Annotated in this window: 8 protein-coding genes and 1 pseudogene; 1 reads left to right on the top strand and 8 read right to left on the bottom strand. The window is 40.0% G+C overall.

The window, feature by feature from the left end:
* Positions 1-15 precede the first annotated feature (15 nt).
* The 3 genes and pseudogenes from NMM25_RS04390 to pitA all read right to left on the bottom strand — a co-directional run bounded on the left by NMM25_RS04390 (position 16) and on the right by pitA (position 4,468).
* A complete protein-coding gene (locus tag NMM25_RS04390) occupies positions 16-1,323 on the bottom strand; it encodes a DUF5979 domain-containing protein (RefSeq protein ID WP_302898128.1) in 1,308 nt (435 codons plus the stop codon).
* The gene (gene sipA, locus NMM25_RS04385; protein WP_254736071.1) at positions 1,323-1,874 is read right to left on the bottom strand and encodes a PI-2 pilus system signal peptidase SipA; all 552 of its coding nucleotides are present in this window, start codon (positions 1,872-1,874) and stop codon (positions 1,323-1,325) included. The genes NMM25_RS04390 and sipA overlap by 1 nt, the downstream gene beginning before the upstream one ends.
* Positions 1,874-4,468 (bottom strand): annotated as a pseudogene (gene pitA, locus NMM25_RS04380) (PI-2 pilus tip adhesin PitA). Before pitA ends, sipA begins: the two are co-directional and overlap by 1 nt.
* Positions 4,469-4,826: 358 nt before the next feature.
* Between pitA and pepT the strand changes: the two are divergent.
* Positions 4,827-6,050 carry a peptidase T gene (gene pepT / locus NMM25_RS04375; RefSeq protein WP_254736070.1) on the top strand — a complete coding sequence of 408 codons (1,224 nt, stop codon included), beginning with the start codon at positions 4,827-4,829 and terminating at the stop codon, positions 6,048-6,050.
* A 36-nt stretch (positions 6,051-6,086) separates the two neighbouring features.
* Here the strand turns inward: pepT and NMM25_RS04370 are convergent, their stop codons facing one another.
* The 5 genes from NMM25_RS04370 to NMM25_RS04350 form a co-directional block, all read right to left on the bottom strand.
* Complete coding sequence (locus tag NMM25_RS04370) at positions 6,087-9,134, bottom strand: pneumococcal-type histidine triad protein (RefSeq protein WP_302898127.1); 3,048 nt, start codon at positions 9,132-9,134, stop codon at positions 6,087-6,089.
* Positions 9,135-9,147: 13 nt separating this feature from the next.
* Positions 9,148-10,065, bottom strand: a complete 918-nt coding sequence (locus NMM25_RS04365; protein WP_254736068.1) for a metal ABC transporter solute-binding protein, Zn/Mn family — start codon at positions 10,063-10,065, stop codon at positions 9,148-9,150.
* 188 nt (positions 10,066-10,253) lie between these two features.
* Positions 10,254-12,788 (bottom strand): pneumococcal-type histidine triad protein, encoded by a 2,535-nt coding sequence (locus NMM25_RS04360; RefSeq protein WP_254736067.1) that lies wholly within the window; start codon positions 12,786-12,788, stop codon positions 10,254-10,256.
* Positions 12,789-13,046: 258 nt separating this feature from the next.
* Positions 13,047-14,780: a phosphoenolpyruvate--protein phosphotransferase gene (ptsP, locus tag NMM25_RS04355; RefSeq protein WP_007519770.1), complete on the bottom strand. Its 1,734-nt coding sequence runs from the start codon at positions 14,778-14,780 to the stop codon at positions 13,047-13,049.
* 5 nt (positions 14,781-14,785) lie between these two features.
* A complete protein-coding gene (locus NMM25_RS04350; protein ID WP_000146948.1) occupies positions 14,786-15,049 on the bottom strand; it encodes a phosphocarrier protein HPr in 264 nt (87 codons plus the stop codon).
* Between the last annotated feature and the right edge of the window lie 45 nt (positions 15,050-15,094).

Raw genomic sequence — 15,094 nt, 5'->3', positions numbered from 1 at the left:
AGTCAAACCACTTGCTTAAGCTTGTCTGCGTTTTTTAGACAAAACAACAAATCCAGCCAAACCAAGACCAATCATCAAGATGAAAGGAAGGTTATCAATCAAGAGACCAGTAGGGGTAACGTCTTGGAATTTATTGGTAAAAGTGTTTTCGTTCAATTTTTCACCGACAAGAACATTTTCAACTGTATAATCTTGGGCTTGAGTACCATCTGATTTGGTTTTACTTTCACCATTCTCAGTATATTTAGAAGTAGCGGTACATCCTTTGCTTCCGGTTTCTTTTACAGTATAACGAGAACCTGCTGGAAGATTAGCAATGGCAAACTCTTGACCATGCTTCAAAGTAAAAGTTTTAGTAAATGTGACTTTATCGTTAGCAACATCAACATTTTCAGTTTTATCACCATAATGAACTGTAATTTGTGTTACAGGAGATACTGCCGTTTCATTTGTTTTGGGTAATTTTACTGTTATCTCAAATTGGAAATCTTTTGTACGATCCGCAGTCCCTCCGTCAACTTTTTTTAGAATAGTTAAGGATTTTTTTGCATTGTCTGTTATATCTTTTGTTGGTTCATTTGGGTGTTTAGGATCTGTTGGATCAATTTTCCCTCCATTTTTAGTATATGTGTTCTCAAATAAATCATATTTGAAAATATTTGAATTTGAAGATGGAGCAACTTTAGCAGCGCCAGGTTTATTCTCTTCTCTAAAGTAAACAGAAGAAATAAAGGTACCTGAATTTTCTTTATTTTTGACAATTACATGCATTTTATAAGTGCGAGTATCATATTTCACAGCATCTATATCTTGATCATTTTTATCTTTAATAGGTGTATAAGTTTTATCTGTTTCCTTTACGAGGTAAACATACTCGCCTGCATGATCATATGAAACTCCAGCAAAAATGTCACCTGTATCTTTTTTAATGCTTGATTGACCACTAGCTAATCGATCAGCTTCCGAATATGTCACCGTACGATCAGGAATGAATCCCTTATTACTTTCCGAATTTGAAGCCATTTGATAAGGAGCATCATTTGAAGAAGTTCCAGGTTGTGGAGTAAAAGTAAACCTAAAAGTCGCTTTCGGTGTTGTAATTCCTTCAGCAATATTCAGTGTTTTATTAATAGCTACTTTTGCACTTGTTTCACCAGTTGCTTTAGCAGTTGCCACATCATTATCATCCGCAAATGTTGGCACTCCTCTAAAGACCGACAAGGCGGTTACAGCTGCAATACTTGCAGTAACTAATTTTTTCAAAAATGTTTTTTTCATGATTATTCCTTTTATTTTTATATTTCTTTTTTCATAAATTGTCATCAAAAGCCCCGTCGCCTTAGGACTGTTACCACCTTGCCATGGGTATCCTGTATTGGAATGGTTCCAAAAGCACGGCTATCTACAGCCGTTGTTCGATTGTCCCCGAGGACAAAGAGTTGTCCTGCTGGGACTTTCATCGGGAAGGTAACCCCTTCCTTATAGAGCAGCGTTTCTTTGTAGATATCCTGTTCTTGTTGAGGAGAACCGTTGATGATGAGACCATTTTCATTTATATCGACCGTACTTCCTTCGGTTGCAATGACACGCGCCACTCTTTCCTTACCCTTATAACTATAGACAAGCAGATCACCAATCGAATAACGCTTATCCAATCTATAGTAGAGAACCAAGTCGCCATCTTTTAAGGCTGGTTTCATACCATCGTCATTGTATCTCAATAGTCCAAAGACAAAAAAGTAAAGGGTGGCCAGTATAAACCCAACCATCAGAATCTTACTGACTAAGTAGAGGATATCTCCCCATACACTCGGTGGAGACTTATCCCGATTGACTTTTGTTACTGTTTTCTTATGTTTCTTTTTAAGTAGCATTATTTTCTCCTATGTACCACTAGATATCCGAGTAGAATTGTAAAGAAGATTCCTCCTAGAGGAAGGATTATTCCTAACACGAGTGTACTGCTGAGGAAGTCAATCCCGGTCTCAGGTACACTATTCTTATCATTTGTAACTGTTGCATACTTGTCCGCATCAAGCTTGCCTTCTTTATTTTCATAAGTAACCTGATATCCAATCGAAGAGTTTGATTCTTCTTCTACTTTGTAGGAGCTATCAAGTGGTAGCCCATAAATTTTTATCGTGTGGTCTTTGTTAAGATCAACAGACGCTCGTCCGTCAGTAAACTGCAAGATCGTTCTTTTGTTATTCACCAATACATTATAGGAACCATTCAATGGTCTATTCTGAGCATCCTTTATGTTAATGGTAATCTTAAAAGATTTTAATAGATTGGCAAATACCCCCGTAACCTTTTTTGTAACGGACAAGCTTGGAAGCTTGTGGTTCGTGACAGTACTGGTCTCGTCTTTATTCAGATCGCCCTCTTGATTCTCATATGTAACGTGGTAACCAATTGTTGATGTGGCTTCTTCTTCAACCTTGTAGTGGGTTCCTCGAGGAAGATAACTTAGAACACCTTTCCAACGTTTTCGTTTTTCGACACGGATCTCCGCTTCACCATTCACAACAGTTATCTCACCAAAAGTTCCATTCAATGGCGTAGAATCAGGAGAGGTTAGTTTTACCTTAATCCTAAACTCCTTGTTCAAGTTATTTTCAGCTTCCAACACTTTCTTAATCGTCAGACTTGGCAATTGTTTATAGATTACCTTAAAGGATGGTTTAGTTTCTGTACCAACATTTTTTATTTCTTTGGTAAAGGCTGGGACGTCCGGTGCAATTAAATCGTATTGATATCCTTTGGCAACTTTTTCAAAGTTCCTCGTTTCATTAGATACGTTTTTACTAACATTCACATTGGTCTTTCGATATTCTTGATTGTCAGAACCTCCGTTCTTGTTCTTTTGAACCAGTTTCAGTTCAACATTACTCGGTTGATCAGCTGTAATAACAGTTCTCGCACCCGTCACACCTTGCCATTCAACTTCCACTGGTACCGTTAATGGATCTGAAGGCTTAAATGTTGGGTTGTCAGAGTATTCTTTGGTCTTGGTTTGAGAGGTGCCTATTCCATAGGAATAGGTGACACTGGCACCTTTATTGGAGTAGAGTTTATTGACATCAGAACCCTCAGCATCACCAGCCTCTATCTTCTTATCACCAGCAATAGCATCTAAGGCATCTTGACTAGATGTAACAGTAAATTTAAGGACATATCTAGCTCCATCTTCTAAGGAATAATTCGGAGAAAATTTAGCCGTAACTTCCACTAATCCTTCTGACGTTGTCTTGGAATCAAAAGTTACTTGATTTTCGGTTAATGTTTCACTACTACCAGCCTTTTCTTTCACTACACGAAACTCTGACGATCCGTTTGGTAATAGCTGGACATACTTAGAAAGAACATCCTTGATAGTCACGTGGTGGACTCCCAGTGGCAGAATCTTATCAGTGATATCTTTGAAACTGTCTCGTAACTGGTCTTCATTGTTTGCGGATAGGATTTCATTAGGAATGGAAGAATTGTGGTACCTGATATAATACTACAAACTGGTAATACTATCGACATTATTTGAATAACGAAACTTAATAGAGTAAAAGCCAGCTAGTTTTGGAGCGAGACTATAGGCGAGATTATTGATAGATACATCTAAATTATTCCAGAACCAATCTGGTGCCGTTTCTGATCCATCTTGATTATTATAGTTATAAACTGTATAACCACTGTCGTTGTAGTACATATTGGCAAAACCATCTGATAGAACAATAACAACCTTCTTGGCATTTGGTCTTGCACTATCTATCAATTGATTGGCAATACGAATACCCGCGCTAATATTGGTTCCTGTACCGATTCCTGATTCAGTCCCTATTGATTGACCACCAGCAATTCTCATATTACTGACTGCAGTCTTTGAACCACTAGCATCGTTATTCCAATTTAAAATTGTTTCCGCATCATCCCATGGGGACACACCATCATAAAATGCTGTTCTCTCTTCATACGGCCAATACCGATACCCCCACTCCCATTTTCGGTAGTAGGAATTCCATGCTTGTTCAGCAAACTTATTATCAATCTTTCCGCCAAAACCTACCATGGATAACCGATTATTTGAATTGGATAAAATGGTATCAATTAATCCCTGACGATCTCGAGTTCCTTTAAGGGTATTTTTTAAAGCATCCAATCTTGTAATTGTTCGACCAGTAGAAGAAGGAACATCTCTCTTGTTCATACTTCCTGAGAGGTCTGCTACTAAAACAACATCCAAGGGATCCGTTTGAGTTTCTGTTCCCAGTTTGGACGTGATATCCAATGACAACTCATACTTGTCATCCTGTCCCGATATCGGAGTAATTGTTTTATGAAGGGTTGTCTGAGGTTCTGTAGTAGAATCAGCATTTAACAGACTTATCGGAGCACACAAAAAGAGAATAGCTAACAGTGTAACTAAACGGCGCGCAATAATTTGAACTTTCTTAAAATCGAAGCGAATGTTCATTTTATTCTCCTTAACTAGAATGTACTAATATTGTTACTATATCAATCTAGGGCATTTACAAGATAATTGTACAATAAAGTTCACGCAGTGTCAATTAATATGATTAATTTTATATTATGTTAATTAATAAAAGAGTATGATTCTTCTTTGTCTTTCAAACTATTCTATGGTAAAATGAAAAAAGAATAAAAAAATCTCATAAAATATCAATGCATATATTTTATTCTAAAATATCCAAAATTTCATTTGAAAGTCTATTGAATTTGAATTATTATATTTTTTCAAAATTCATGAAATTTTCAGAATGAGGCTTTTTCCGAAGTTTGCATTCTATTTTATGATTGTTAAAGGAGTTTTTATGACTTATCCGAACCTTTTAGATCGTTTCTTGACCTACGTTAAGGTCAATACGCGTTCTGATGAACACTCTACTTCTACTCCAAGTACGCAAAGCCAGGTAGATTTTGCGACCAATGTTCTTATTCCTGAAATGAAACGTGTCAGTCTGCAAAACGTCTACTACCTTCCAAATGGTTTTGCTATTGGTAGCTTACCAGCTAATGATCCTAGCTTGACACGCAAGATTGGCTTCATCTCCCACATGGATACTGCTGATTTTAATGCTGAGGGAGTTAATCCGCAAGTCATCGAAAATTACGATGGTGGAGTTATCGACTTGGGTGATTCTGGATTTAAACTCGATCCGGCCGACTTCAAGAGTCTTGAGAAATATCCAGGCCAAACCCTCATCACAACTGATGGCACGACCTTGCTGGGTGCTGATGACAAGTCAGGGATTGCTGAGATTATGACTGCTATTGAATATCTGACTGCTCATCCCGAAATCAAACACTGTGAGATTCGAGTTGGTTTTGGACCAGATGAAGAAATTGGCGTTGGTGCTAATAAATTTGATGCTGAAGACTTTAACGTTGACTTTGCCTATACTGTTGATGGTGGCCCACTAGGGGAGCTTCAGTACGAAACTTTCTCAGCTGCTGCTGCTGAACTCCATTTTCAAGGACGCAATGTCCACCCTGGTACTGCAAAGGGTCAAATGGTCAATGCCCTTCAGCTAGCAATTGATTTTCATAATCAACTTCCAGAGAATGACCGACCTGAACTAACAGATGGTTACCAAGGTTTCTATCATCTTATGGAGGTATCAGGTAGTGTCGAGGAGGCGCGTGCAAGCTACATCATTCGCGACTTTGAAAAGGATGCCTTTGAAACACGTAAAGCAGCTATGCAGTCTATTGCTGATAAGATGAATCAAGAGCTTGGGAATGATCGCGTGACTTTAACTCTGACAGACCAGTACTACAATATGAAGGAAGTCATTGAGAAAGACATGACACCCGTTACCATTGCTAAAGCCGTAATGGAAGATTTAGGGATCACGCCTATTATCGAACCAATCCGCGGTGGAACAGATGGATCTAAGATTTCCTTTATGGGAATTCCTACTCCAAATATCTTTGCTGGTGGGGAAAACATGCATGGACGTTTTGAATACGTCAGCCTTCAGACTATGGAACGTGCAGTTGATACTATCATTGGCATTGTATCTTATAAAGACTAAAAAAGACGAGGTAGCTCAGCTACTTCGCCTTTCTTTTTATTCGTTTGGTTGAGCACTTGGCTCAGACTCACTTTTCGCTTGCTTTTCTGTTGGTTGAGAAGCAACTGTTTCACTGTCTTTCTCAGACTTAGATTGGCTATCAGTTTCACTTGCTGTTGAACGGAGTTCTTGGTTCAAGCTAATGATTTCTTTAGCTAGAGTGAGGAGACCTTCTTTGTCGCTGCTTTTGGCTGCAAGTTGATCAAATAGGGCATCAACACGTTCAAAGTCAGCATCGGATCCTTTGTTATCCTCTAAGTACTTGTGAAGAGAGAGCAAGACATTATAGAGTTTTTGGTATATAATCACGGTTTGTGGATCTTGTTCTGCTTCTTTTTTCTCTCGTTGGATAGTCGCTGCAATACGATTTAAAAGATCCTCAAGTTGTGTTTTAGCTTCGTCAAGGTCTGCATTTTCCTTTTCAGTGGCCGCTTTGATATTAGCTGCTTCTTCAGCTAGGGATTGTTTGACACCATCTTCTTTGACACGTGCTAGGAGTTGGGCAGCTTTACTTAGGAGAGCATCCACTTCTTCCTTCTTAACATTGCTAACCCGCTCTTCTGGCATAAAATCACCGTAGAGTTCTTTTAGGAATTCATAGATGGCTGTCTTAGCAGTTTGACTATCTACTTTTTCCGTATCTAGAATAGTCTTACCAGCTTTTGTAGATACGGGTTCTTCTTTGAGAGCTTCTTCTACTTCTAGCTTAGTTTGGTAAATAGTTGGGAATAACTTGTTCAAGTCGGTTGCTTTGAGGAAAGATTGTGACTGGTAAAGTTCCCATGTCAACTTGGCAACACGGTTCCGAAGTTCTTCTCTCAAACGACCATCAGATACATGTTCATAGAAATACTTGATGTACTCTACTGTTGTAACCCCTGTCCGATCTCGGAAATCTTGCAAGGCTTGCAGTTTTGCTTCAATGGCAGCCAACTCTGCCTCATCCTGTGCTAGTTTTGCTTCCTGCAAATGTACCAAAAGATCTTTCTTAGGCAAGCCATAAGTGTCTGTATCCAGTGTATTGATCTTATCTACAAGGGCTTGGTACTTCTTATCTAAAGGTGAAGTTTCAACCGGTGCCACGCTTTGATCCACATGGATGTATTGTTTATCGAAGAGATCCAAGGCTGCTAGGTATCCAGCAGTTGAGTTTGTTGCCAGTTTTTTCATATTTTCGGTGAACTGCCCCAAAGCAAGTTCAACACGTCTCTGCATGATTGGCTGGTCTTTGTAGAGACTTCTGCTATCTGCTAAAAGTTGATCCACCTTAGATAGAACTGTTTGTTCATCAAATGCTCCAGGTTGATAGGTCGATTGTAGGGCTGGAATCTTGTTTTTCAAAGCTACTTCATATCCCTTAGTTTGAACCTTGATGTAGTGATTGTGGTCTCCGTGAGGAATCACAAAACTACCACTTTCTACTTGTAAACTATAAGGAGACACCCCATCACGTAGGGCAGTCGTATACAGTTCATTTAGGAAATCCAGTTCTGGATTTCCAGTTTGGAGAGGAATACGAACATGTTCTTTTCGAACAGCATAGGGATGGATATGGGTTGGATCATAGGCTTGATCCGGATTTCCAAAGACAAAGAATCCATTTGAAATGCGAATCGCTTCGAGCGGTACTCCGTAGGTCTGTGAGATATACTTGATTTTTTCTTCATCGCTAGCATCTCTTGAGAAACTTTCCACAGTCTTTGCAAGTGGTTGAACGTGCTGCGACTGATGATTTTCTTTCAAGTGATCTTGGGCAGCTTTGATTTGGGCTGCAGTCAAGTCCTTCTTAAAGAAATAATGAGCGTGATCTCCATGAGAAACTACAAACCCTTGCTCATCTTCACTAATAACACGGTCAGCTGCAAAACCATGATCATGTTCTTCACCGTGGTGATGGTCATGATCCTCTCCATCATGGTCATGATCTTCATGGTTGATATCCTGACTTCCATGGTTACCATCTTGGTCATGAGGATGATCTGGTTGAGCTGGATGTTCTGCTGGTTTGCTTGGATTTTCCAAAGGTGTTGGCTTCCCACTGTCGCTAGATAAAGGAATCATACGCGCAATCTTTTCTTCCAAGGCAGAAAGTTTTGTATATGGGATGAAATGATAGTGATTTCCGTGAGGAATCGCCACGCCACTCGGCGTTCTACTTGAAATCTTAGCAGGATCAAAAATCAAGCCATCTGATTCAGCATAACGTTGACTCCTTGGAAGAGCATAGAGTTGCTGCAACAGACTCTGTAAGCTCTCTTCTGAATTACTTGGTCTTTCAGCTTCTTGACTCGGATTGCTAATTTGACTAGTTGTGTTTGGACTCTGACGATAGTCAGTCACACTTGCTTGTTTTCTAGTTCCAGAAAGGTAGGCTTGGGCAGCAGCCAATTCGCTAGCAGACAAGGAACTCTTAGGAATATAGTGGTAATGTCCGCCGTGAGGTACGATATAAGCATCACCAGTATCTTCTATAATATCAGATGGATTAAAGATGTAGCCATCATCGGTAGTATAACGACCTTGAGATTGAGCAAGCGCCACTGCACTGTTAGAAGTTGGTGCATCATGAGTATGACCTTGTTTTTGGCGCTCAATTTCGTCCTTCGTACGAATATTATCAGCATGTGCCGCATCTTTAAGGTAGACATAATACTTGCCATCCACCTTGATAATGTAACCACCTTTGATTTCGTTGACAATATCAGCGTCTTTCAGTTGATAATTGGCATCTTTCATCAACAGTTCTTCGCTGAAAATCGCGTCAAAAGGAACTTTACCATTGTAATAATGGAAATGATCACCGTGTGAAGTCACATAACCTTGATCGGTAATTTTCACAACAATTTGTTCAGCCTGAATGTCTTCTTTTTTGCTAACTTGATCTGGTGTTTGGGTCTCTGTTTTTTGAGAGTCTTGCTTCCCATCGACATAAGACACACGGTTATTATCTTTGTTTTCTTCTACCTGGTGTTGGTTCAATGCATAGATGCAAAGGCTTAGGGAAAGGACAAGAGCCGATCCTGCCACAAGGTATTTCTTATTCATTTTCATCATCTCCTTATTTTAATTCTTCTGCAAGAACATTCATATTTTCTTCTAGATTTTCTAAGTAAGTTTTATCATTTTCAGGATCTGCTTCCAAAGGATTGAGTGTCTTTAGACTAACTCCCGTTGATTTAACCAAGGTCTCAGCGACTTTAGAAGAAGCGTTGCTCTCAGTAAAGATGGTTTTAACCTTATAGGTCTTAACAAATTCCTGAATTTCTGTTAGTTGTCTCGGACTTGGCTCTTGTTCAGGGGAAATCCCTGCTATACCAAGTTGTTTCAAGCCAAACCGATTAGCAAGGTAAGAAAAGGCTGTGTGTTGTGTAACAAAGGTCTTTTGACTCGCTTTTTCAAAAATAGGCTGGTACTTCTTAGTCAATTCTTGGGCTTTAGCGATAAAGTTTTTAGCATTTTTTTGATACGTTTCCTTATTGGCACTATCAATCTCCGAAAGTTTGTCAGCGATAATCTGAGCTTCTTCACCTGCTTTTTCTGGATCTAACCAAGTATGTGGATCATAGAGTGTTTTTTCATCGATGCCTTCACCAGCTTCTACATCTTCTAAGCCAGGTACACGCTCCAAGGTCATCCCTTCAGACGCTTCTAAAACCTTAACTTTTGAGTTTTTTAAGTTTGGATCCAAACTTCCCGCCCAAGATTCGAGCGTATGAGAATGGTAGACAAAGACATCCGCGTCATAGATAGCAGCAATGTCATTTGCTGAAGGTTCAAAGGAGTGAATTCCACTACTAGACTGAATCATCCGTACATCATTCAAGTCCCCCGATACCTCTTTGACCATGGCATAGATTGGATAAAAACTTGTTACAATCTTCATTCCTTTTGCTTCTTGTTTTTCTTTTTGGCTACATGCTCCTAATACAAGAACCAGCAGACTTGCCACTAATAATAGAAATGTTCTTTTTTTCATCATTACTCCTTAACTAGTATTTAACCGTTTAATTAACTAGTAAATAGTTTATCTTTATTTACACTATATGTCAAGATATTTTGCACATTTTCATGAAAAAAATGAGAACTAGAACTCACATTCTGCTCTCATTTTTCGTTTTCCCGTTCTCCTATTCTGTTTTTAGGAGTTAGAAAATGCTGCTACCTTTACTTACTCTCCTTTAATAAAGCCAATAGTTTTTCAGCTTCTGCCATAATAGTATTGTTGTCCTGAGCGCCAAACAATAGGTTATTCTTTAATCCAGTAAGAGTTTCGTTAGCGTTAGACTTGACGATGGGGTCTTGGATTTTTGCAAGTAGCTCTTCAGCCTCTCTCAACTTCGCTTCAACCTTTTCAGTCTCGACCTGAGGTTCTTCTGGTTCCTCTGGTGATTCTTCTTCTGGCTCCTCAGTTGGTTTTGGAGACTCTGGTTTCTCACTCTGCGGCTTCTCTTCGCGTGGCTTTTCTTCCTCAGGTTTGTCTGTCCGAGGTTTCTCCTCTGATGGATTTTCCGTTTGATTGTTATCAGCTTGACCATTTTGGTTTCTTTGAACATGGTCACTTGCATTTCCCCAACCACTATCTGAATGCGGACGTTCGTTTGGATGTTCGACATAGTACTTGACAGTCGCAAAGAGATCTTCTAGACTATACCCCTTAGGAGCCTCATAAAGACCTTCGTCAAACCACTCAAATTTGATGTTATGGTAATGGTCATAATGAGGTATAATCAAGCTTCCGTTTTTGACTTCCACAGTATGTTGGAGATTGTAAGGCATACGATCAAGTGGCACCTTCTTAGCTGCTTTCACTCGATTGTAGATTGCTTCTGCTCCTTTAGCTTCCGTATTTCCTGAATCCTGATGGTCTGTCGAAGGAGGGGTCAAACCTTTCTCTTTAGCATAATCCTGGGCTGCCGCTCTTTCGGCTTCAGACAAACTATCTTTCTTAATCCAATGACTATGGGTCATATGTGGAGTTACATAGGCATCCCCCTCATCACTGGTGATATCACGGGGATCAAAGATATAACCATCTTCCGTTGTGTACTTGCCTGCCAACTTGGCTACTTGAATCTCATCATCAGTATAAGCAATTTGCGCATTTGGTTTTCCTAAACGTTCTGGATGACGAATCGGTGCTAGGAAGGTAAGAATATCATCCACCAACTTGATTTTATCACTTGAGGCATCATTGAGACGTTCCAACAGTTTATCCAAAGCATCAAATTCAGCTTGACGCCCTTTATTATCAAGTAAGTCTTGATGAACTCTTGCTAGTAAATCATAAGCCTTATTGTAAAATCCTTGATCACCAGATGGGAGGTTGGTTTTCTTAGCTCCGAGCTTATGAGACAAACTTTCTTGCTTGTCTAGTTTACTATCAACGGCCGCAGCAGTTTCTGCTGAAAGCTTCTTGGCAGGAATATAACGTGAGATTCCATTCTCCTCAAATACATAGCCATCAGCTACTTTTCGAATCACCTGTTTAACTAATTTTTCGTCAATTGGATTGCTTGGAGATGGTTGAGGATTTGGTGCAGGTTGCGGGCTTGGACTAGGTTCCGGAGTCGGTTGTGGACTTGGTTCTTCTGGTCTTGAATCTGGTACCCAATGGTTTGAACGATAACGAAGGGGAATAGTACGAGCAATTCGTTCTTCCAATTCAGACATTTGTTCATAAGGGATAAAGTGGTAATGGTTACCATGAGGCACAGCAACTCCTCTAGCTGTTCGACTTGTAATCTGTGCTGGGTCGAAGACAAGGCCATCAGATTCTACGTGTCGTTGGCTCAGAGGCAGTTTGTAGAGCTGTTTCAAAAGACTATCAATGTCATCACTTTGACTTGCTTGACTATCGTCGCTACTGTTGTTAGCTGTGTTCATGTTCGTATAGCCACTGCCTTGATTATTATAGGATGGGATCCATCTATCTACATCGCTACTGGTACTGTTGTTATTGGTACGGCGATAAGTAGGCTTATTTGATTGACCACTTCTACCAGATAGGAAGGCTTCTGCAGCAGCCAATTCTCTGGCTGATAACTCACTCTTAGGAATGTAATGGTAATGGTTGCCATGAGGAACGATATAAGCATCACCAGTATCTTCAATGATATCAGAAGCATTAAAGATATAACCATCATCTGTGGTGTAGCGTCCCTGTGAACGTGCCAAGGCTACCGCACCATCATTTCTTGGAGTCCCACCTTCACGCTGCTGACTATGCTCTTGTTTTTGTCGATTAATTTCTTCTTTCGTACGGACATTATCGGCATGGGCTACATCCTTAAGGTAAACATAGTATTTTCCATCTACCTTGATAACATAACCACCCTTGATTTCACTGATAATATCCTCGTCCTTTAGCTGGTAGTTTGGATCCTTCATCAGCAACTCTTCACTGATGATAGCATCATAAGGAACCTTACCATTGTAATAATGATAGTGGTCTCCATGTGAAGTGACATAGCCTTGGTCTGTTATCTTGATGACGATTTGCTCGGCATTGATGCCTTCTTTCTTGCTGACTTCATCAGGAGTCAGATTCTCCGCTTTTTGTGCCGCTTGTTTTCCATCTATATAGGAAACACGATTATTTTCCTTGACCGTTCTGGCTTGATACAGTCCCAACTCATAAGAACAGACACTTAAAATTAAAGCCGCCGCAGAACCAGCTAGGTATTTTTTATTAATTTTCATTGAAACTCACTTTCTTTTTGATATTTCTAGTTGCAATTCATTTCTAAATTGCAGAAACTCCTCTCTAAAAGTTAACTGGTTAATAGTTTACTCCTAAATTTGGAACTTGTCAAGAATTTTATGAACCAGTTAATGATTTTTTTGTTTTCTACACTATCTTCTATCTGAACAGTCTGATTTGAGAATCCTATATTGAAAATCAATCACCAAATTTTTAAAACAAAAAATCCCTGCAACTGAGTTGCAAGGACCTTTCAATTAATCAAAGTCAACGTATTCTTTTTGAAGTTCAAGAACTTCTTCCATTGTTGAGCATTCTGTAAGGGCACGGTTTGCGTACTCTTCCATCTTAGCTGTATCCAATTTCTTCATCAAGCTACGTGTACGAAGTACAGATGTTGCTGACATAGAGAACTCATCCAAGCCCATTCCGACAAGAAGTGGAACAGCCTTTTGGTCACCAGCCATCTCACCACACATACCTGCCCATTTACCTTCAGCGTGAGCTGCTTTGATAACATTGTTAATCAAACGAAGTATTGATGGGTTGTATGGTTGGTAAAGGTATGAAACTTGCTCGTTCATACGGTCTGCTGCCATTGTGTATTGGATCAAGTCGTTTGTACCAATTGAGAAGAAGTCAACTTCTTTTGCAAATTGGTCTGCAAGCATTGCTGCTGCTGGGATTTCGATCATGATACCAACTTGGATATTATCCGCAACTGCAACACCTTCAGCAAGAAGGTTTGCTTTTTCTTCGTCAAAGACTGCTTTCGCTGCACGGAATTCTTTCAAGAGCGCAACCATTGGGAACATGATACGCAATTGACCGTGTACAGACGCACGAAGAAGAGCACGGATTTGTGTGCGGAACATAGCATCTCCAGTTTCAGAAATAGAGATACGAAGGGCACGGAATCCAAGGAATGGGTTCATTTCATGAGGCATATCGAAGTAAGGAAGTTCCTTATCTCCACCGATATCCATTGTACGAACGACAACAGGTTTACCATTCATTCCTTCAAGTACAGCCTTGTAAGCTTCATACTGCTCGTCTTCTGTTGGGAAGTCTTGAGAATCCATGTACAAGAACTCTGTACGGTAAAGACCAACAGCTTCGGCACCGTTGGCATTGACACCTTCAACGTCTTTTGGAGTACCGATATTAGCAGCCAATTCAAAGTGTTTACCATCAGCAGTCACTGTTTGAGCATCTTTCAAAAGTGCCCATTCAGCTTTTTGCTTCGCATAAGCTTCACCAGCAGCCTTGAATTCTGCCGCTTGCTCATCAGTTGGGTTGATAATCACTTCACCTGTGATACCGTTAACGGCAAGAATGTCACCATCTTTAACAATTTCAGTGATGTTGTTTGTACCCAATACTGCTGCGATTTCAAGTGTACGCGCCATGATAGCTGAGTGGCTTGTACGTCCACCAATGTTGGTTACAAAAGCTTTTACAAAGTTTTTGTCCAATTGAGCTGTATCTGAAGGAGTCAAGTCATGCGCAATCACGATCACTTCTTCATTGATAGAAGCTGGGTTTGGCAATTTCTTACCAAGGAGATTTGCCAATACACGTTTTGTCACGTCACGGATATCCGCTGCACGTTCTTGCATGTATGGGTTGTCTTCCATACCTTCAAAGATAGTGATAAACATGTCTGTCACTTCTTTCAGACCTGCTTCTGCATTCACTTTCTTCGCACGGATTGTTTCCTTGATTTGGCTGATCATTTCTGGGTCAGCAAGAACCATTAAGTGAGCGTCAAAAACTTGAGCAGCTTCTTCACCGAGCGTACCTACTGCTTTCTCACGAATAACAGAAAGCTCGTCTTGTGATGCTTTTAGAGCGGCATCAAGGCGAGCTTCTTCTGCGTTTGTATCTTCGACTGTAACAGTCTCAAATGACAAATCCGGTTGAACGAGTAGATATGCTTTTGCAACTGCAACACCGTCTGATGCTGCGATTCCTTTAAGCATTTCTGTCATTTTCCTTATGCCAATCCTTCTTTTTCCATAGTTTCAGTGATTGCAGCGATTGCATCGTCAGCATCTGCACCTTCAGCTGAAATTGTAACATCAGCACCTTGGCCAACACCAAGACTCATAACACCCATGATTGATTTAAGGTTTACTGATTTACCTTTGTACTCAAGAGTGATATCTGAAGCAAATTTGCTAGCTGTTTGAACCAACAATGTTGCTGGACGTGCGTGGATACCTGTTTCTGCCACTACGTGGAAATCTTTAGAAGCCATAGTTCGACTCTCCTTTAATTGTTTCTTATTTGGATTATATGTGAT

Origin of the sequence: Streptococcus sp. CF10-1 (assembly GCF_024295825.1) — a bacterium.
Lineage (GTDB): Bacteria > Bacillota > Bacilli > Lactobacillales > Streptococcaceae > Streptococcus.
The sequence above is the reverse complement of the archived record's forward strand: the minus strand, read 5'-3'. Positions and strand labels throughout refer to the sequence as shown.